Consider the following 18,297-nt stretch of genomic DNA (forward strand, 5'->3'; position numbering starts at 1 on the left):
CGCGGTGCACACACTCTCTCCATCCCAGCTAGCAAGTCGGGCCGCCGACTGCCTCTGCACACATCCAGTCTGAACATTCCTCCGAAACGAACTCGCAGGCGACGCTGACGCCATAAACGACCACCGGAATTGGCTACCGGTTCGAGACAGCCCACCGCTCACCGCTCGAGTCCACCATTGATAGCAGCTTAAGAGGTGCAGTGCGGATCATTTCGCGAAGATCTGCGACTCGTCTCGGAACGCCTTGAACTCCAACGCATTACCCGCGGGGTCCAGGAGGAACATCGTCCACTGTTCGCCTGGCTCGTCCTCGAACCGCAGGTACGGCTCGATCACGAACTTCGTGCCCGCCGCGCGCAACCGGTCCGCTAAGGCGTGAAAGTCCGAGATGGGCAGAATCAACCCGAAGTGCGGCACCGGGACCTCGTGGCCGTCCACCGGATTGTGCCCGGCGACGGCGGGGCGCGCCGCGTCCGCCACGACATGGGTCACCACCTGGTGCTCGTAGAAGTTCCAGTCCACCCAGACGCTCGCTGACCTGCCCTCGCTCAGACCGAGCACGCCGCCGTAGAAGTCTCTCGCCTTGCCGAGGTCATCGACCGGTATCGCCAGATGGAAACCGGGACGGGTAGTCATTTGAAACTCCTTCCGAGGCCGCCCCCAACACTGCCGCCAACCATGTCAGAATGTCAACATTCCACAAACTGACGATACCCAAGGTCGTCGTGAGGCGATCTCGCGATGACCGACCTCAGCGTTTGGTCGGCTCCGCGGCTTCCTCGTCCGCGGAGCGGAACCGGCTCACCAGCCGCTCGTAAGTGGCCGCCAGGTGCTCACGGATCGCGCGTTCGCAGGCCTCGGGGTCGCGTGCGGCGACCACCCGCAGCAGGTCCTGGTGTTCCGCGATGACCTTGTCGCGGTAGTACTCGTTGAACGTGTCTCGCTTGACCAGCAGGGAGAGCATCACCTGCGAGCGAATGGAACTCCACGCGTTCCAGAGCCGGTCGTGGCGTGCCGCCCGGTACAGACAGTCGTGGAACTGCAGGTCGAGCTGGATCATCGCGTGGTCGCTCTCGTCGTTCAGCGCCCGGGACATCGCAGTGAGGACCTGGTTCATCTGGTCGAGGTCGGCCTGAGTGGCCGAGACGGCGGCCTCGCGGATCGCGAACACCTCCAACACGGTGCGCAAGCTTGCCAACTCGCGCACGTCCTTGGCGGTGAACTGGACGATGTGCGCACCCCGGTGCCATTTCATCGTCACGATGCCCTCCTGGCGCAGTTGCACCAGGGCCTCCCGGACCGGGCCTCGGCTCACCTCCAACCGTTCGGCGATGTCCACCTCGTTGAGGTGCTCACCCATCTCGAACGAGCCGTCAAAGATCGCGTGGCGGATGCCCTCGGCGACTTCGTCGGTAAGCCCTCGTCGACGGGGTTGCTGGATGCCCAGCACGCCGTCGCGCATTACCCACCCCCGCACAGGTTGTTGATATTGAGAATGTTAGCAAGGCTAGCCCAACATGGGGCGAGGTCAGTCCGCCCACGCCGCCGCGGGCTCGCAGGAATTGTTTCGTGGACGTTTCTCATATGACAGCGATATTCCGTTTGAGAGGCGAAAATGCTCTCGGACCGGCTTGCCCTCACCCGCCCACTCCCGACCTTGACGCCACGGAAGTCAACTAGCTAAGGTTCCGAATGTCAACATCTTGCAATCGCATTGTCCGACACCGCCGGGACGGCGAGCCGCTCCCCGGAAGCCGATTCTCCCGCGATGGCGCGGAGATTTCGGATCAGCTCATTCGAGATGCCCTGGTTGCGCCACTGCTCTTGTCCGGCGGTCGTGGGCAGCGTGGAGGTCACTATCGTGCGCACAGCCCGCCGCCTGACCCTGATCACCGGGGCCGTCATCCTCTGTGTCATGGCGGCCTCGTGCAGCGGTAGCACTACCGCATCGGGCACGTCCACGCCGCACCCCGGCGGCACGCTCACCCTGGCCGGCGTCGGCGACGTCGACTTCCTCGATCCCACCGCCGGTTACAACACCGACACCCACACCGAGGAACGTGCCTGGACGCGGCAGTTGTTCAGCTACCCGGCCAGTACTGAAACCGCCACGGTGGACACGCCGGTGGCCGATGTCGCGAGCGTGGTGCCGACCGAACAGAACGGTGGCATCACCGACGGCGGCAACACGTACACAATCCACCTGCGCGACGGGGTGATGTGGAACTCGACACCGCCCCGGTCGGTGACCGCCCAGGACTTCGTTCGCAGTTTCAAGCGCATGTGCAACCCGGTCGCGCCCGTGGGCGCGCCGAGCTACTTCACCAGCACGATCCACGGGATGGCGTCGTACTGCGCCGCCGAGTCGAAAGTCCCGGGCACGGCGGCCGCCATCGCGGCCTACATCAAGGGGCAGGACATCTCGGGCGTCACGGCCCCGGACTCGAAGACCATCGTCTTCAAGCTCACCCACCCCACCGCCGACTTCCTCGACATCATCGCCGAGCCCTTCGCCTCGGCGGTGCCCGTCGAGTACCTGGACTACGTGCCGAACAGCCCGGAGTTCGACGCGCACGTCCTGTCCGACGGCCCGTACCAGATCACCAAGTACACGCCGGGCAGCCAGATCGTGCTGGACCGCAACTCGGCCTGGACAGCCAGCAGCGACCCGATCCGCAAGGCCTACGTCGACAAGATCGTCATCAACGAGGGTGAGACCCAGCAGGCCGTCCAACAGCAGATCCAGGCCGGGACCACCGACATGGGCTGGGACGTCGTCGTGCCCACACCGGACCTGCCCGGACTGACCGGCGATCCAAACCTGTCGGTCAACTCCAGCGCCGCGGTGAGCTACGCGGTGTTCAACCAGCAGAGTCCCGACCAGAACTCGGCGATGAAGAACCTCCAGGTCCGACAGGCCGTGGAGTACGCCATCGACAAGACCGCGATCGCCCAGACACTCGGTGGCGGCAAGATCGCGCAGCCGGCGAGCCAGATTCTCGCCAAGGGCGACGTCGGCTTCCAGCCGTTCAATCTCTACCCCACCGAAGGTGACCACGGCGATCCGCGGAAGGCGAAGCAACTGCTGGCCGCCGCCGGCTACCCGAACGGGCTCACCCTCAAGCTGCTCTTCCCGAACACCCAGAACAATCCGCAGACCGCGCAGCTGATCCAGGCGGACCTGCTGGCAGCCGGCATCACCGTCCAGATGATCTCGGCCACCCAGACCGACTTCACCGTGCACTACATATCCGACCCGTCCAGCAGCCAGCGGGGCACCTGGGACGTCGCACTGCTGTTCTGGGTGCCGGACTGGTTCGGCGTCAACGGCCGGGCCGTGCTGCAACCAATGACCGACGGCACGAACTACGGGCCGAACTCCGTGGACTACGGCGACTACAACAGCCCGATCACCAACAACCTGATCAAGCAGGCGCTCTCCCTGCCGAGTTCACAGGAGTCACAGGTGGCGAACCTGTGGCAGCAGGCGTCGCTGCAGACCATGCGGGACGCGGCCCTGGTCCCACTGGCCAATGTGGATGTTCCGCTCTACAAGTCCTCCCGGCTGCAGAACACCGTCTACCTCCCGATCAACGAGAACTTCGACATCACCAACGTGTGGCTGAACGGATAACCCCTCATGTCGCTACTTGAGGTAGAGGACCTGCACGTGTCGTTCGCTACTCCGGACGGTGTGCTGCCCGCCGTGCGCGGTGTCAGCTTCGATGTCGAGCCGGGCGAGACGCTCGGCATCGTCGGGGAGTCGGGCTCGGGAAAGAGCGTCTCCACGCAGACGATCGTCGGACTGACCCGCGGCGCGCGGGTGAGCGGGCAGGCCCGGTTCGAGGGCAGAGACCTGCTCACCACGCCGGCCTCGGAGCTTCGCCGGATCCGAGGCGCTCAGATCGGCATGATCTTCCAGGACCCACTGTCCAGCCTGCACCCGAACTACCGGGTCGGCTGGCAGATCGTCGAGATGATCCGGGCCCACGAGTCGGTGAGCCGGAAGGACGCCCGACAGCGGGCCGTCGAACTGTTGGAACTGGTAGGGATTCCGACCCCGGCGCAGCGGGTGCGCGACTACCCGCACCAGTTCTCCGGTGGCATGCGCCAGCGGGTCATGATCGCGATGGCGCTGGCGCTCAATCCGAAGCTGCTCATCGCCGACGAGCCGACGACGGCTCTCGACGTGACTGTGCAGGCGCAGATCATGACGCTGATCAAGAGTTTGCAGCGGGAGTTCGGAACGGCGGTCATCCTGATCACGCACGATCTCGGAGTGATCGCCGACGTCGCCGACCGCGTCGTCGTGATGTACGCGGGCAAACCGTTGGAATACGCCGACAAGCGAACGTTGTACCACCAACCGCACCACCCCTACACCGAAGGTCTCATCAACTCGCTCCCCCAGCGCGGCGACCGCGGGAGTGCCCTGCGGTCGATCCCTGGCCTGCCGCCGAGCCTGCTGCGGATGCCGCCGGGATGCCCCTTCCAGCCCCGGTGCGACTACGCGACCGACCGGTGCAGGTCCGACGAGCCGCCGATGCGGGACGTGGAGGGTGGACAGGACCATGCGTCCGCCTGCTGGCTACCGCCGGACGCGATCGGGACCGACGCGCAGGCCGTGTTGCGCCGCCGCCTCGCCTCGCACGACGACGGCACGGTCGAACGGGAAACCGCCGTCGATTCGGCGGCGTCGGCATGACCGAGGGGGCCGTGTCACGGGTCGACACGACCGACCCGGAGACACTGCTGGAACTGGTGGACATCGTGAAGCGGTTCCCGGTCAGGTCCGGCCGCCGGTTCGGGCGTCCGAGCGAGCACGTGCACGCGTTGGCCGGGATCAACCTGACCGTGCGCCGGGGCGAGACCCTCGGCCTGGTCGGCGAGTCCGGATGCGGCAAGTCGACGCTGGCCCGGTGCATCACCAGGCTTCACGACATCACATCGGGCACCATCTCGTTCGACGGCCAGGACATCTCCGCACTGTCCCGACGGCGGCTGCGTCCCCTCCGCCGCAAGATGCAGATGGTCTTCCAGGACCCGTACGGCTCCCTCAATCCGCGCCGCCGGGTCGGATCCATCATCGGGGATCCGTTCGCCAACAACGGAGTCGCCTCCGGCGAGGAGCGCAAGCGGCGGGTGCAGGAGCTCATGCGACTGGTCGGCCTGAGCCCCGAGCACTACAACCGCTTCCCCACGGAGTTCTCCGGCGGCCAACGGCAGCGGATCGGGTTGGCGCGGGCGCTCGCCCTCAATCCCGAGCTGGTCGTGTGCGACGAGCCGGTCTCCGCGCTCGACGTGTCCATCCAGGCCCAGATCATCAACCTGCTGGCCGAACTGCAGCGCCAACTCGGGCTGACCTACCTCTTCATCGCCCACGACCTGTCTGTCGTCCGCCACGTCAGCGACCGGATCGCGGTGATGTACCTCGGCCGGATCGTGGAGATCGCCGAGACCGAGGACCTGTTCACGCATCCTCGCCACCCGTACACCCAGGCACTGCTGTCCGCGGTCCCCAACCCGGACCCCGATCAGGTCGACGACGGCGCGCGCATCGTGCTCACCGGCGACGTGCCCTCGCCGGTCCACCCACCGACCGGATGCCGGTTCCATCCGCGGTGCCCTCGAGCGCGGGAGCGATGCCGGATCGACGATCCCGAGCTGACGGTCGGCTCCGAACCGGACGCGGTGCCGACCCACGCCTTCGCTTGTCACTATCCGATCCCCGACAGCGAACCCGGGAGGACCGCATGACGTCGACGCCCGCGGTCGCGACCATCACCTCCGGCGCGACGCCAGCCGCGCCCGCGGCCATCCACGGCCGCGGCCCGTGGCAACTGGCGTGGGCCCGGCTGCGCCGGGACAAGGTCGCGATCGGGTCGGCGGTGGTGATCACGGCCATCGTGCTGCTGGCCCTCCTCGCCCCGTTGATCGCCCATGTCCTCGGCCACAGTCCCGACACCCAGTTCCGGACGACGGGACTTACCCCGGACGGCATCCCGGTCGGTCCGGGGTCGACGTTCTACTTCGGCACCGACGACCTTGGACGGGACGTCTTCCTCCGGGTCATCTACGGTGCACGGATCTCGCTGCTGGTGGGTGTGGTCGCCGCGGGCCTTGCCGTGCTGGTGGGCGTGATCGTGGGCTTGCTGGCCGGGTACTTCGCCGGCACGGTCGACGGCGTTCTGTCCCGGCTCATGGACGTCGTACTGTCGCTGCCGTTCCTCGTCTTCGCCATCGCACTCGTCTCCCTGATCGGCCCGAGCCTGCTCATCTCCGTGGCCGTGATCGCGTTCTTCTCGTGGGCATCGGTCGGGCGGATCATCCGCGGGCAGGTTCTGTCCATCCGGGAGAAGGAGTACATCGAGGCGTCCCGGCTGTCCGGTGCCAGCGACCTGCGGATCATGTTCGTCGACATCCTGCCCAATGTGCTGGCTCCGACGATCGTCTACGCGACGATGCTGATCCCGCTGTCGATCGTCTTCGAGTCGACGATGTCCTTCCTCGGCATCGGGGTCCTGCCACCGACGGCGACGTGGGGCAACATGCTGGCCGAGTCGCTCCCGTACTACCGGGTCGCCTGGTGGTTCGTGGCCTTCCCCGGACTGGCGCTGCTCATCACCACCATGGCGTTCAACCTGCTGGGCGACTCCGTGCGTGACGCGTTCGACCCGCGTGGTGACCAATTCCGCACCACGGGCCGATGATCAGCCACAGCGGACCGCGAGACAGGGATTTGTGAATGGTGCGATTCCTGATCCGCCGAATCGCCTTCGGCGTCGTGGTGGTGTGGCTCGTCGCGACCATCGTGTTCTTGATGTACTTCATCGCACCGCACGACGTGGCCCGTACGCTGGCCGGCAAGCAGGCCAGCGCGGAGACCGTCGAGGCCATCCGGCACAACCTGGGGCTGGACCGACCGATCCTCGCCCAGTACGGCAGCTTCCTCTGGAAAGCCCTGCACGGAAACTTCGGCTACTCCTACGCCAACTCGCAGCCGGTCACCTCGTTGATCGAGCAGGCACTGCCGGTGACGGCGTCCCTGGTGGCCGGTGGAGCCGTCCTCTGGTTGGTCATCGGCGTCAGCACCGGCGTCCTGGCCGCCACCCGGCCGCAGTCGCTGGTGGACCGGGCGACGACCGGGCTGGCGCTGTTCTTCTACTCGATGCCGACGTTCCTGCTCGGCGAGGTCCTGCTGCTGGTGCTGTTCTTTCGACTGCACCTGATGGGCATCGATTGGTTCCCGGCGGCGGGATACATCCCACTGACCCAGGACCCGTTGCAGTGGTCCCGCTATCTCGTCCTGCCCTGGCTGACCATCGCGCTGGTGACCGCGGCCACCTACGTGCGGCTGACCCGTGGATCGATGCTCGACGTGATGGGCGAGGACTACATCCGCACGGCGCGGGCCAAGGGCCTGCGGGAGAGCCGTGTGGTGTACCGGCACGGGCTACCGGCCGCACTGACGCCGATCCTCACCCAGTTCGGCATCGACGTCGGCACCCTACTGGGCGGCGCCATCGTGACTGAGAACGTCTTCGGCCTGCCCGGGCTGGGCGAGCTGGCCATCAACTCGCTCACCAAGCAGGATCTTCCGACGATCATCGGCCTGGTCCTGCTCGCCTCGGCTTTCGTCGTCGTGGCCAACATCCTTGTGGACATCTGCTACGGGCTGCTGGACGCCAAGGTCAGGTTGTCCTGACCCGTCCCGGCTCCACCGATCGAGAGGAACACCAACGGCATGGACCTGCAACTCACCGGACGCAAAGCGCTGGTCACCGGCGGCACCCGTGGCATCGGCCGCGCCATCGTGCGCGCTCTGCTCGAGGAGGGCGCTGAGGTGGCGTTCTGCGCTCGGAACGCCGACGCGGTAGCGGCGACCGAAGCTGAGCTCCTCGCCACCGGCGGCAAGGCGATCGGCTCGGCGGTGGACGTGGCGGACGGCGTGGCGCTGGCCGAGTGGGTGACAGCCTCCGCCGCGGCACTAGCTGGCATCGACGTCGTGGTGGCGAACGTCAGCGCGATGTCCACCGCGGACACCGAGGAAACCTGGCAGAAGTGCTTCACCATCGACCTCATGGGCGCGGTCCGGATGGTGAACGCGGCGCTCCCCTACCTGGAGCAGAGCACGGCTGGATCGATCATCACGGTGTCCAGTGTGTCCGGTCGGGAGATCGACTTCTTCGAGGGTCCGTACGGTGCGATCAAGGCGGCCCTGGTCCACTACACGCAGGGACTGGCCTACCGGCTCGCACCCGGGGGCATCCGCGCCAACACCGTCTCACCGGGCAACACCCTGTTCGAGGGTGGCAGCTGGGACAACACGCGGCGCAACAACCCGGAACGGTTCGCGGCGACGCTGGCGCTGAACCCGACCGGCCGCCTCGGCACAGCGGAGGAGATGGCCGCCGCCGTCACGTTCCTTGCCAGCCCCGTGTCCAGCTTCACGAGCGGGACCAACTTAGTTGTGGACGGAGCATTGACGCGAGGCGTGCAGTTGTAACCGGACGGGAAGGAGGTTCGCAATGAGCCGAGAAGCCACCTTGAGGGTGCTGATCGGATCTCCGCTCGAACAGGAACACGTGGACCGTATTGCCGCGGTCGATCCCTGCATCGAGGTGCTCTACGCACCCCATCTGTTGCCTGTTCCGCGTTATCGAGCTGACCATGTCGGCACGAGCCGTCAGCTCACCGACGGGCAACTCGATCAGTGGCGCTCCTTACTGTCCGCCGCGCATGTCAGCTTCGACTTCGACTGGTACGCGCCCGCCGGAATGCCAGGCAACTGCCCCGACCTGCGGTGGGTACAGGCGACCAGTTCCGGGATCGGCCAGTTCCTCCAACGCACAGAGCTCGACCGCACAGAGATCATTTTCACCAAAGCGGCGGGCGTTCATGCTGTCCCCTTGGCCGAATTCGCGTTGACGGGCGTGCTGCACTTCGTCAAGGGGCTGCCTGTCATCGCCACCCGACAGGCGGCACGCCATTGGGAGCGCTACACCACCCGGCAGTTGGCGGGCCGCCGGGTGATGATCGTCGGCCTTGGGCAGATCGGCCGCAAGGTCGCTGAGGTCTTCACTGCGATGGGTGTCGAGGTCTGGGGTGCGGCCCGGGACCCGCACAATGTCGATGCCCCATCCGTCAGCAAGATCGTCGAGTTAGCATCGATGGACGAACTCCTTCCAGAGGTGGACGCCATTGTGCTGTGTTGTCCACTCACGCCGCAGACCCAGGGCCTGCTGGACAAGCGTCGGCTCGGCCTCCTACCGGCTGGCGCAATCGTGGTCAACATCGCCCGCGGCCCAGTCATCGAGGAAGCGGCTTTGATCGAGGCACTCGCCGATGGCCACCTCGGTGGCGCCTGTCTGGACGTCGTCACCGTGGAGCCGTTGCCCGAGGACTCACCCCTGTGGGGCATGCCCAACGTGATCATCTCCCCCCATTCCGCCTCTACCGTCGACGTGGAGAACGCCATACTGACGGACCTCTTCTGCGACAACCTTCACCGGTGGCTCAACGGCCAGCCCCTTCGAAACCTCTACTCAAACGAGAAGGGGTACTGACTTTCGCACGATCCCGCCGGACGGTAGAGCCACAATCCCTTGTCGACCGTTGTGGACCTCGGTATCCCGATCATCTCCTCAGCCTGATCGACGGCCGGCCGGGACGAAACGATTGCGCGCCTCGGCGGACTCGACGTCCTGTTGGCCGTAGACTTCTCTGACCGACCGTTCCAACCGGTACCAACTCGTCGACCGACGCTCAGGCCGCTCCGGACTACGGGTGCGCCGTCGTAACTCCTTATGCCTGTCGCGATGGCGCAATGTCGGGTTGCCCGGCCGGGCGGGTGGCGATGACCGTGGCGACGGCGAGGGCACCGAGGGTGGAGACGGTGACGACGACCAGGTAGGCCCAGGGCACCGCGATGGTGGCCGGTGGCGGGTCAAACACGCCGGTGAGTACCGCCACCAGCATCTCGGCGAGCGCCCAGCCGGTCGCGGCCCCGGCCCCCAGGCCGGCAGCGCCGAGGACGAGCGCCTCGCTCGCGGCGAGCCGGCGCAGGTGACGGCGGCGGGCACCGAGCGCGACGGCGATGGCGATGCCTCGCCGGCGCTCCGCCAGCCCAAGGGCCAGCACCAACCCACCACCGGCGGCCGCCAGAACCAGGGCGAACCCGAGCTCGATACGGGTCAGGCCGGCGAGGTCCACCGCGGTGAGGCTGGAGCCGACCTGGCCGCGCACCGTGCCAACGTCGGTGACCGTGGCCGACGGGCCGAGCAGCGCCTGGATGCGGCCGGCGATGGCGGCGGTGTCCCGACCCCCGGTGTCGACGAGGAATGCCCCGACCGCATCGCTCCCGGTGGCCGTTGCCAGGTAGGCGGCATTCGCTACCAGGAAGCTGTCCTTGGGCGCGGTGGGGAACTCGGTGACGATGCCCGCGTAGTGAAAGGGGACCGGGATGAGCTGACCGGTCCGTGCGTCGGGCAGGCGCAGGTTGAGCAGGTCGCCGGGGCGCAGCTGGAAGTCGTTGACGGTTTCGGCGCTGACCAGGATCGCGTCCGGGGCGGCGGCGAGGCGACCGAGCAGCTCCGCCGCGGTGCCGCCCTGGAAATACTGGTCCGGCAGCGAGGTGCCCCGGGTAATGGTGGCGGGGTTGATCCCGTAAAGGTCCTGAAGGTCGGTTCCGACGTAGCCGAACCGGTGTTGGATCGGCTCGGCCGCCCGGACCCCTGCCACCGCGGCGAGCTGCGCGGCCGCGGCGGGGCCGGAGACGCCACCCGGCGGTTGGCTGACGGTCACGTCGGCTCCGTTGGTGAGCTGCGCGTCGACCTCGGCCTGCTGCCGATAGGTGGCGTTGAACGTGGCCGTGGAGGCGGCGAAGGCGACCGCGAGCCCGAGCAGCACGATCGAGCGGGCCAGCGGGCGGCGGCGCCGCGACAGCATCGCCGCCGACGTGGTGGCCAGGTTGCCGGCAAGCGGCGCGAGCATCGCGGCCACGATGGGGCGGCCGCGCCCAAGCAACAACTCGACCAGCCGCCATACAAGCAGTCCGGACCCGGCCCAGAGCAACGCCGGCCCGGCGAACGCCCAGTAGGACACCGAGATCCCGGGCACCCCCTCGGGCGCCAGCACCAACTGATAGCCCGACCGGCTGGTCGCCCAGAACACCGCGCCGCCGCTGGCGAGCAACCACAGGTCAAGGCCGTAGCGCGACCACCTGGGTGCCTCCGCCCGCCCGACGTCCACCCGCCCGGCCACCACCGTCGCGGTGCGCAGATCGCGGTACGCCGGCAGCAGGATCGTGGCGGCCGCGATCACCAGTCCGGTCGATGTGGCGGCCGCTCCCCACACAACGGCGTTTGCGGTGGTCGAGCCGAACCGCGCCGAGCCGAACATCAGCCACCCGATCAGCGTCGCCGCCCCGAGACCGGCCAAGCAGCCCGCCACCCCGACGGCGGCGGCCTCGACGGCGGCGAGCTGGACCAACTGGCCGGCATCGGCGCCGCGGGCGCGCAGCAGGGCCTGTTCGCGGCGCCGCCGACCGGTGCCGGCGGCAGCGACCGCGGCGGTGAACAACCCCGCCAGTACCGCCCCTGGAAGGCCGAGGAACAGGAACAACACCTGCGCGTACGCGGCGTCGCCCCGGGCCTTGTCCAAGGTGGCGGCGAGGTTGTCCCCGACCATCGCGGCCCCCGCGGCGCGCAGCTCGAGGTTGTGCGCCGCCCCCACCACCGTGTTGTACGCCTGCGCCGGATCGGCCGGCAGCCGGTGGCTGCGCGCCGCGTGGATCTGGGTGCTGAGCTGGTCGGGATGAGCTGGCGCGAGCGGGTCGAACACCTGGTGCCACTGTGCCTCGGGCAGCAGCAACACGTTGTCCGGCGGCGCCGGGGGCTGGGACTTCGGCGCCGCGCCGACCCGTTGGAACAGTGAGTCGGCCTGGGGAAGGGCGACGATCCCGCCCACCCGTACCGACGCCGGTGCCAGCCCCGAGCGGTTGATCTGGATCGTGTCCCCGGGCGCGGCGTGTAGGTTCGCGGCGGTCTGTTGGGCCAGTAGCACCCCGCCGCTGCCGGCCAGGACACGGACGGCGTCGGGGAACAGCGAGCGGTAGTCCTCAGGCAGGCCGAGGACGACGCCCGGGCCGGTGGTCTGGGTCGTCGTGGCGGCCGGGTTCCCGGTGGCCCGGGTCACCGCGACGAGTCCGCTGGTCTGGCCGAAGTCGACCGGTACTGCGGCGGTGGTGCCCGGCGCGGCGCGGACCGCGTCGAGCACCTGAGCCGGTGCCCCGCCAGGTGCAACCTGTACCTGCCAGTCCACGGCGACAGCGCGGGTGGCGCGGTCGGTCATGGTGGCCGTGGACGCGGCGAGGAACGCGGCGAGGGTGCCGAGCAGGGCCACCGCGATCGCGACGCCGGCCGCCGTGGCAACCAGCCGGGGGCCGCGGTGGCGCAGCAGTCCGAGCAGCCAGGTCAGCTTCATCGCCCGACCCCCGCCGACGGGGTCGCCCGGTCACCGACGTCCTCGGCCGCGGCGAGTCGGCCGTTGCACATTCGCCATCGAACGTCGAACCGGTCGGCGACGGCGTGGTCATGGGTGGCCACCACCAGCCCGGCGCCGAACTCCAGGGCCGCCTGCCGCAGCACGGAGATGACACGGCTGCCGGTGGCCCGGTCGAGCTGGCCGGTCGGCTCGTCGGCCAGGATCAACCGGGGACGGGTGACCAGTGCCCGGGCCAGGGCGACCCGTTGCGCCTGGCCACCGGAAAGCTCTTCCGGCAGCTTCGCGCCGAGTTCCGCGATACCCACCGTGCGCAGCATCTCGGCGGCCCGCGCGGTCGCGGCCCCGGCCGGTTCGCCGGTGAGCAGTAGGGGCAGCCCGACGTTTTCGATGACGTCGAGGTCGGGCAACAGGCTCGGCCCCTGGAACATCATCGCGACCGCTCCGGGCAGGTCACGGGGCACCCCGCCGAGCGCGGGCCAGCTGATTCGCCCGGAGGTGGGCCGCTCGAGACCGGCCAGCAGGTACAGCAGGCTGGACTTGCCCGACCCGGACGGCCCGGTCAACGCCACCAGCATGCCCGGGCTGACCCAGCAGTCCGCGTCACTGACCGCGAGAACGTCGGCCGGTCCCGCCCGGTAGTGGCGGCTCACCCGGCGGCATTCGACCAGGTCCGCCTGGGGCAGGTCGTCCTCGGGTGAAGGGCGTTCGAGGTCGGCGCCGCTGCTCATCACGGTGCCACCAGCTGTCCGTCGGCCAGTGCGATCCGCCGGTCCGCGGCTGCCGCGACGGCGTCGCTGTGGCTGGCGATCAGCACCGCCGCCCCGCGCTGCGCGGTTCGGCGCAGTAGCGCCAGCACCTCCGCCTCGGTGTCGGTATCGAGCTCTCCGGTGGGCTCGTCGGCCAGCAGCACCTCGGGCTCGTTGGCCAGTGCCACCGCCAAACCGGCCCGGCTGGACTCCCCTCCGGACAGCCGGCTCGGATACCTCCGCGCAAGATGCGACAGCCCGAGCGAGTCGAGCAGCGCGGCCCGGTCGGCCCGGTCGGCGACACCAGCCAGGTGCTGGACCAACGCCACGTTCTGCTCGACCGTCAGGTGCTCGACCAGGTTCGCCGACTGGAACATCATCCCGACGTGGCGGGCCCGGATCCGGGCGCGGGCCCGTTCGGACCGGTGGCTGATCGGCGTACCAGCGATCACGACAGAGCCACCGTCCGGTTGGTCCAGTCCGGCCAGGCAGGCCAGCAGCGTCGACTTGCCCGACCCGGAGGGACCGACCACGGCAACCAGTTCACCCGGCTCCACCTGCACGTCCACGCCTCGCAGCGCGAGGGTCTCCTCGTCGCCGACGCGGTAGAAGCGGTGCAGCGAGCGCCCTTCGAGCGCCGGACCCCGGACCCGCCGCGCGGATGACGAACCGGAGCTGACCGGCGGCTCGGTCACGGGGTCCACCGCAGCGAGTCGGTGACCTTGCGCCACGGGTCGACGTTGTCCGCGCCCTTCGGCCCGGACAGGGTGAGAGTGACGCCTTGGCCGGTGTGCCAGAACTCGTAGCGCTGGACGTCATTCGGCCGGGACCTGCCCGTCACCGGGTCCGGGTCGGAGATGGCCCCGTACGTGATCAGTATGGCCGGACCCGCCGACCGGCTCACGGTGCCGAGTGTGCCCTCCTGGTAGCCGGGCACGCTGGCCCGCAGCGCGGGCAGCTCCTGGGCTCGCACGGACTCGACCGTCGGTGCCTGCGGCTGTGGGCCGGCCGCGATCCGCACACTGTTGAGCTTGTCGGTGAAGGCGACGCCGCCGTCCTGGATCAACCGCGACCAGCCTTCCGGCACCGAGACCGTGAACCTCGCGCCCGGCGGGGAGTACGGCACGAAGGCTTGGTTGTCGGGAATGTCACCGGACGGGTTGACCTCCGCGCCGCCGGTGGTGGTCTCGGGCGGAGCGGCGGCCGGCGGGGCACTCGCGGCCTCGGCGGAGGGGCCGGCCGTATCGGTCGGCGCGCCCGCGCTGGTCGGGGCGGCCGTGGTGCAGGCGGTGAGCACCAGCGCCGTCGCTACCCCACCAGCGACGGAGGCCCACCCTCGTACCGAATACGTACCGGGATTTCTGCTCATAGCCCACACCCTGCTCACCGACCATGTACATGCGATGAGACGAAGCCGACGGCCCGCTGGCCGGTCCGACAGGGGGCTCAGCGCGCGGTGAGGGCGACGAAGTCACGTTGGTCGGGTTGCAGGTATCGATCCGTGGGGCCGAGCATATTGGCCAGCAGCGCGGTGGGTACCGGCCCGGCCACGTCGGGCCCGTACCGGTAGGCGAACAGATGGACCTCCGCCGGGTGGATGTCCAGCTCCATGCCCCGGGTGGCCCCGGTGTCCGCGAGCGCCTTGGCCAACGTGGCCAGTGTCAGCTTGTCCCCGGCCACGTAGAAGAGGTTGCCCCCCGGGTCGACTCCGGCCGCCGAGCGCCAGGTGTACTGGAGCTGGTTCTTGGCGCTGCCCCACCGATTGTCCCGGTTGAACTCGAGACCCGGAACCGGCGCACCGTTGTCCACGATCAACACCAGGTTCTGGCGTACGGCGGCGATATCCGGGCCGAACCGTCGATCACGACCCCACCGGTCGACCGAGATCCGCCCGGTGGCGTCGACGACCAGCGATGCCGCGCCGTCGCGCAGCGGCCTGGCCATCCGCGCATCGGCGTAGAACCCGCCCTGCGCGTCGGCCATCTTGAAACCGGAGTTGAAAGTGGCTACCAGGGCGCCGCGCTGCTCGGGCGGCACCTGCCCGCCCTCGGGCCAGCTCTGCTGGTCGGGCTCCCGCGTGCCCGCGATGATCCGCGCCCTGACCTGATTCTGGTCGAACCGTGCGACGGCGGCCAGCACTCCGGGATGAACCGGGTCGGGTCGCACGTAGGTGACCAGCATCGGGGTACGCCCGGTGGCGGTCTTCGGCCCCGCTGTCCAGGCGCCCTCACCGGCGGCCAGGTGCGGACCGATCGCGGCGAGCGGGGCAGGAGCGCCGGGCGGCGGGACGGGCACCCTGGACGCCAGCTCCGGCTCCGGCGCCGAGGTTGGTGGGGCATCGCGGGTGTACCACCAGTTCTCCGCGGCATCGACGAGCCCGCCGCCGCCGTTGTCCCTGATCCACTCCACGGTGCGCACACTGAACGAGGCCTGCCCTGGGTACCCGAGCGCCCGCCCGTAGGAGACCAGCACCGGCAGCAACACCAACGCGAGGCCGGCACCCAGCACACGCCGCCAGGTCGCCCCGCGTGGTCGCGAGCCGCGCCTCGGTGGGCCTGGCCGCGCGGCGGAACGCCCCCGGTTCGTGATCATCAACATGTGATCGAAGCTAGGCAGCCCGAGACCACGCCCCGACCAGGCCACATCCAGCGCTCGGTAAACAGCGGGCCGGCGGTCACCGTCGAGCGCTCAGAGGCCACCCTTGTCCGCTTGTCGCACCGAACTCAGGGCGGATCACCCCGGCAACCGTCCGGATCTTGCCGAGCGTTTGCCTCCGGATGGCGCAGCGCTTACGCCGTCCTGCCTAACGTGGTTTCCATACTGATCAAGTCTCCGGACCAGGTGCCCGCCCACCGGCCGGGGGGCAACTGCCCTCGGCACTAATCCCGAGGGCTCGACCCGCCGCGACCCGTACCGAGATGGCTAGGAGCGCACGGCGGGCCGCGGCCGCTCGAGTTGGTGTGCCGGAAGGTGCAGGACGACGATCGCCCCGCCCGTGGGATGGTTGCCGGCCGTGGCCTTGCCGTTGTGCGCCGTGGCGATGGCCGCCACGATGGCCAGACCGAGGCCGGCGCCCCCGTCGGCGCGGGCGCGCGCGTTGTCCGCTCGGCGGAAGCGCTCGAAGGCGTGTGGAATGAACTCGTCCGGGAAGCCGGGCCCGTGGTCCCGTACCGAGATCTCCAGGACCGATGGCGCGGCACGCTCGCGGGCGCGCAGCAGCACCTGGCCGCCGCTCGGGCTGTGACGCAGGGCATTGTCGAGCAGGTTGTCGATCGCCTGTCGAAGCCTGTCCGGGTCGGCGACCGCGGTCAGCTCGGCGGGGCAGTCGACCTCGACGCTGATCGACCGGTCGGCGGCGCCCGCGTTCGCGGCACGGGCCGCCGCGGTCAGTAGCTCGTGCAGCGGAGTCGGGTTGGCCCGGACAAAGGTCTGCTCCCCTTCGGCGCGCGCGAGCAGCAGCAGGTTCTCCGACAACCGGATCAGCCGCTCGGTCTCCAGCCCGGCCGCGGCGACCGCCTCGGCCAGCTCGGCACGGCTGCGCCCCGGCCGGGCGGCGAGTTCCAGCTCGGCGCGCAGCATGGCCAGCGGGGTGCGCAACTCGTGTCCCGCGTCGGCGACAAAACCACGTTCCCGGGTGACCGCGGCCCGCAACCTGCCCAGCAGCGCATTCATCGTCGTGGCCAGGGCCGCGATCTCGTCCCGGGTGGGCGGCACCGCCAGCTGCATCGAGTTGTCGTGTTCGCTGATGTCCGCCGTTTCCCGGCGCATCCGCTCCACCGGGCGCAGCGCGGCGCCGGCCAGCAACCAGGCTCCGAGACCGGCCACCAGGACGGCCGGCGGGCCGCCGAGCAGGATCGCCGACTCGACGTGGTCGGCCGCCGCATCCGAGATGTCGGTCCCCATCCCGACCACCACCAGCGTGCCCGGTACGCCGGTGGTCCGCGCCAGGACTCGGGTGCGCTCCTGGGCCAGCTCAGTGGTGAACGTCAGCACCTGCCCGCCCCCGACCGCGAGGCGCTGCGCGGCAGAGAGCGCCGGCCGGTCGGCGAGCTCCGGAGACGAGGCCAGCACCCGACCGTCCACGGTGAGGAACTGGGCGGGTTCCTCATCCTGACCGAGACGCAGGCTACCCAGGCCGGCCGCGTTCACCTCGTCGACCAGCGCCGACGCCCTGGTCACCAGCGAGCTGTCCAGCGAGGCATCCAGGCTGACGCGCAGCTGGAGCAGGAAGCCGATGCTGGCGACCCCGATCACCAGCACGGTCACCAGCGCGAACAACAACGCCAGGCGCAGCCGCAGGGGCATTCTGGGCTCCTTGCCTAACCGGAGGCCACCGACTGGGGCGCCTCCTCCGGTACGCGCATCCGGTAGCCGACGCCCCGAACCGTCTCCAGCCTCTCATCCCCGAACGGGCGGTCCACCTTGCGCCTCAGGTACGCCACGTACTGGTCGACGATGTTGGACACACCGTCATAGGAGAAGTCCCAGACATGCTCGATGATCCGGGTCCGGCTCAGTACCTGCCCGGGATGGCGCATGAACAGCTCGAGCAGGGCGAACTCCTTGGCCGAGAGCGTGAGCTCCGAGGTACCGCGCCAGGCCCGGTGGGTCGCCGGATCCAGCCGCAGCTCGCCGACCGTGAGCGTGGTCGGGCGATCCCCGGTCCCACGCCGGATCAGGGCGCGGAGCCGGGCGGCGAGCTCGCCGAAGCTGAACGGCTTGGTCAGGTAATCGTCGGCGCCGGCATCGAGTCCCCGGATGCGGTCGTCCACGGCGTCGCGGGCAGTCAGCATCAGCACCGGCATCCAACGGCCTCGGTCGCGGAGCTGCCGACAGACCTCCATGCCGTCCAGCCCGGGCAGCATCACGTCGAGGACCACGGCGTCATAGGCGAACTCGGTGGCCTGCCAGAGCGCGTCCGTCCCGGTACTGGCGATGTCGACCGCGTAGCCGTCCTCCGCGAGGCCGCGGCGCAGCAACGCCGCCATCCTCGGCTCGTCCTCAACGATCAGCACCCGCACCCGACCGAGATTAGGGCGCCGATCAT

At 69.2% G+C, this 18,297-nt stretch carries 16 protein-coding genes; 7 read left to right on the plus strand and 9 right to left on the minus strand.

The window, feature by feature from the left end:
* Positions 1–207: 207 nt before the first annotated feature.
* Complete coding sequence (locus ACTXG6_RS31915) at positions 208–636, minus strand: VOC family protein (RefSeq protein ID WP_445183121.1); 429 nt, start codon at positions 634–636, stop codon at positions 208–210.
* Positions 637–751: 115 nt separating this feature from the next.
* Positions 752–1,462, minus strand: coding sequence for a GntR family transcriptional regulator (locus tag ACTXG6_RS31920; protein ID WP_445183122.1), 711 nt, complete (start codon positions 1,460–1,462; stop codon positions 752–754).
* Positions 1,463–1,861: 399 nt separating this feature from the next.
* On the opposite strand from ACTXG6_RS31920, the gene ACTXG6_RS31925 reads away from it, so the two are divergent.
* From ACTXG6_RS31925 to ACTXG6_RS31955, 7 genes are read left to right on the plus strand one after another with little or no spacing between them, the layout of a single operon-like run.
* On the plus strand, positions 1,862–3,634 hold the full coding sequence (locus ACTXG6_RS31925) for an ABC transporter substrate-binding protein (protein ID WP_445183123.1): 1,773 nt from the start codon (positions 1,862–1,864) through the stop codon (positions 3,632–3,634).
* Positions 3,635–3,640: 6 nt separating this feature from the next.
* Complete coding sequence (locus tag ACTXG6_RS31930) at positions 3,641–4,705, plus strand: ABC transporter ATP-binding protein (RefSeq protein ID WP_445183124.1); 1,065 nt, start codon at positions 3,641–3,643, stop codon at positions 4,703–4,705.
* 11 nt (positions 4,706–4,716) lie between these two features.
* On the plus strand, positions 4,717–5,757 hold the full coding sequence (locus ACTXG6_RS31935) for an ABC transporter ATP-binding protein (RefSeq protein ID WP_445183125.1): 1,041 nt from the start codon (positions 4,717–4,719) through the stop codon (positions 5,755–5,757).
* Entirely contained in the window at positions 5,754–6,710 is a 957-nt protein-coding gene (locus tag ACTXG6_RS31940; protein ID WP_445183126.1) for an ABC transporter permease, read from the plus strand. Before ACTXG6_RS31935 ends, ACTXG6_RS31940 begins: the two co-directional genes overlap by 4 nt.
* Before the next feature lie 35 nt (positions 6,711–6,745).
* The gene (locus ACTXG6_RS31945; protein WP_445183127.1) at positions 6,746–7,705 is read left to right on the plus strand and encodes an ABC transporter permease; all 960 of its coding nucleotides are present in this window, start codon (positions 6,746–6,748) and stop codon (positions 7,703–7,705) included.
* Positions 7,706–7,744: 39 nt separating this feature from the next.
* Positions 7,745–8,506: an SDR family NAD(P)-dependent oxidoreductase gene (locus ACTXG6_RS31950; protein WP_445183128.1), complete on the plus strand. Its 762-nt coding sequence runs from the start codon at positions 7,745–7,747 to the stop codon at positions 8,504–8,506.
* 22 nt (positions 8,507–8,528) lie between these two features.
* On the plus strand, positions 8,529–9,566 hold the full coding sequence (locus tag ACTXG6_RS31955; RefSeq protein ID WP_445183129.1) for a D-2-hydroxyacid dehydrogenase: 1,038 nt from the start codon (positions 8,529–8,531) through the stop codon (positions 9,564–9,566).
* Between the two features lie 238 nt (positions 9,567–9,804).
* Here ACTXG6_RS31955 and ACTXG6_RS31960 read toward each other — a convergent pair whose 3' ends face one another.
* The 7 genes from ACTXG6_RS31960 to ACTXG6_RS31990 all read right to left on the minus strand — a co-directional run bounded on the left by ACTXG6_RS31960 (position 9,805) and on the right by ACTXG6_RS31990 (position 18,271).
* Positions 9,805–12,483: an FtsX-like permease family protein gene (locus ACTXG6_RS31960; protein ID WP_445183130.1), complete on the minus strand. Its 2,679-nt coding sequence runs from the start codon at positions 12,481–12,483 to the stop codon at positions 9,805–9,807.
* Positions 12,480–13,232, minus strand: a complete 753-nt coding sequence (locus ACTXG6_RS31965; protein WP_445183131.1) for an ABC transporter ATP-binding protein — start codon at positions 13,230–13,232, stop codon at positions 12,480–12,482. Before ACTXG6_RS31965 ends, ACTXG6_RS31960 begins: the two co-directional genes overlap by 4 nt.
* Positions 13,232–13,945, minus strand: a complete 714-nt coding sequence (locus tag ACTXG6_RS31970; RefSeq protein ID WP_445183132.1) for an ABC transporter ATP-binding protein — start codon at positions 13,943–13,945, stop codon at positions 13,232–13,234. Before ACTXG6_RS31970 ends, ACTXG6_RS31965 begins: the two co-directional genes overlap by 1 nt.
* Positions 13,942–14,619: a hypothetical protein gene (locus ACTXG6_RS31975; protein WP_445183133.1), complete on the minus strand. Its 678-nt coding sequence runs from the start codon at positions 14,617–14,619 to the stop codon at positions 13,942–13,944. Before ACTXG6_RS31975 ends, ACTXG6_RS31970 begins: the two co-directional genes overlap by 4 nt.
* A gap of 77 nt (positions 14,620–14,696) precedes the next feature.
* Entirely contained in the window at positions 14,697–15,758 is a 1,062-nt protein-coding gene (locus ACTXG6_RS31980) for a hypothetical protein (RefSeq protein ID WP_445183134.1), read from the minus strand.
* A gap of 414 nt (positions 15,759–16,172) precedes the next feature.
* The gene (locus tag ACTXG6_RS31985) at positions 16,173–17,555 is read right to left on the minus strand and encodes a sensor histidine kinase (RefSeq protein ID WP_445183135.1); all 1,383 of its coding nucleotides are present in this window, start codon (positions 17,553–17,555) and stop codon (positions 16,173–16,175) included.
* Between the two features lie 14 nt (positions 17,556–17,569).
* A complete protein-coding gene (locus tag ACTXG6_RS31990; RefSeq protein WP_445183136.1) occupies positions 17,570–18,271 on the minus strand; it encodes a response regulator transcription factor in 702 nt (233 codons plus the stop codon).
* Positions 18,272–18,297: the final 26 nt, after the last annotated feature.

The organism is Pseudonocardia sp. Cha107L01, assembly GCF_052566575.1.

Bases quoted from the DNA above. Each gene is read 5' to 3' on its own strand.
- ACTXG6_RS31915 (WP_445183121.1), bottom strand. From the start codon at position 636: ATGACTACCCGTCCCGGTTTCCATCTGGCGATACCGGTCGATGACCTC.
- ACTXG6_RS31920 (WP_445183122.1), bottom strand. From the start codon at position 1,462: ATGCGCGACGGCGTGCTGGGCATCCAGCAACCCCGTCGACGAGGGCTT.
- ACTXG6_RS31930 (WP_445183124.1), top strand. From the start codon at position 3,641: ATGTCGCTACTTGAGGTAGAGGACCTGCACGTGTCGTTCGCTACTCCG.
- ACTXG6_RS31940 (WP_445183126.1), top strand. From the start codon at position 5,754: ATGACGTCGACGCCCGCGGTCGCGACCATCACCTCCGGCGCGACGCCA.
- ACTXG6_RS31945 (WP_445183127.1), top strand. From the start codon at position 6,746: ATGGTGCGATTCCTGATCCGCCGAATCGCCTTCGGCGTCGTGGTGGTG.
- ACTXG6_RS31950 (WP_445183128.1), top strand. From the start codon at position 7,745: ATGGACCTGCAACTCACCGGACGCAAAGCGCTGGTCACCGGCGGCACC.
- ACTXG6_RS31955 (WP_445183129.1), top strand. From the start codon at position 8,529: ATGAGCCGAGAAGCCACCTTGAGGGTGCTGATCGGATCTCCGCTCGAA.
- ACTXG6_RS31960 (WP_445183130.1), bottom strand. From the start codon at position 12,483: ATGAAGCTGACCTGGCTGCTCGGACTGCTGCGCCACCGCGGCCCCCGG.
- ACTXG6_RS31965 (WP_445183131.1), bottom strand. From the start codon at position 13,232: ATGAGCAGCGGCGCCGACCTCGAACGCCCTTCACCCGAGGACGACCTG.
- ACTXG6_RS31975 (WP_445183133.1), bottom strand. From the start codon at position 14,619: ATGAGCAGAAATCCCGGTACGTATTCGGTACGAGGGTGGGCCTCCGTC.
- ACTXG6_RS31985 (WP_445183135.1), bottom strand. From the start codon at position 17,555: ATGCCCCTGCGGCTGCGCCTGGCGTTGTTGTTCGCGCTGGTGACCGTG.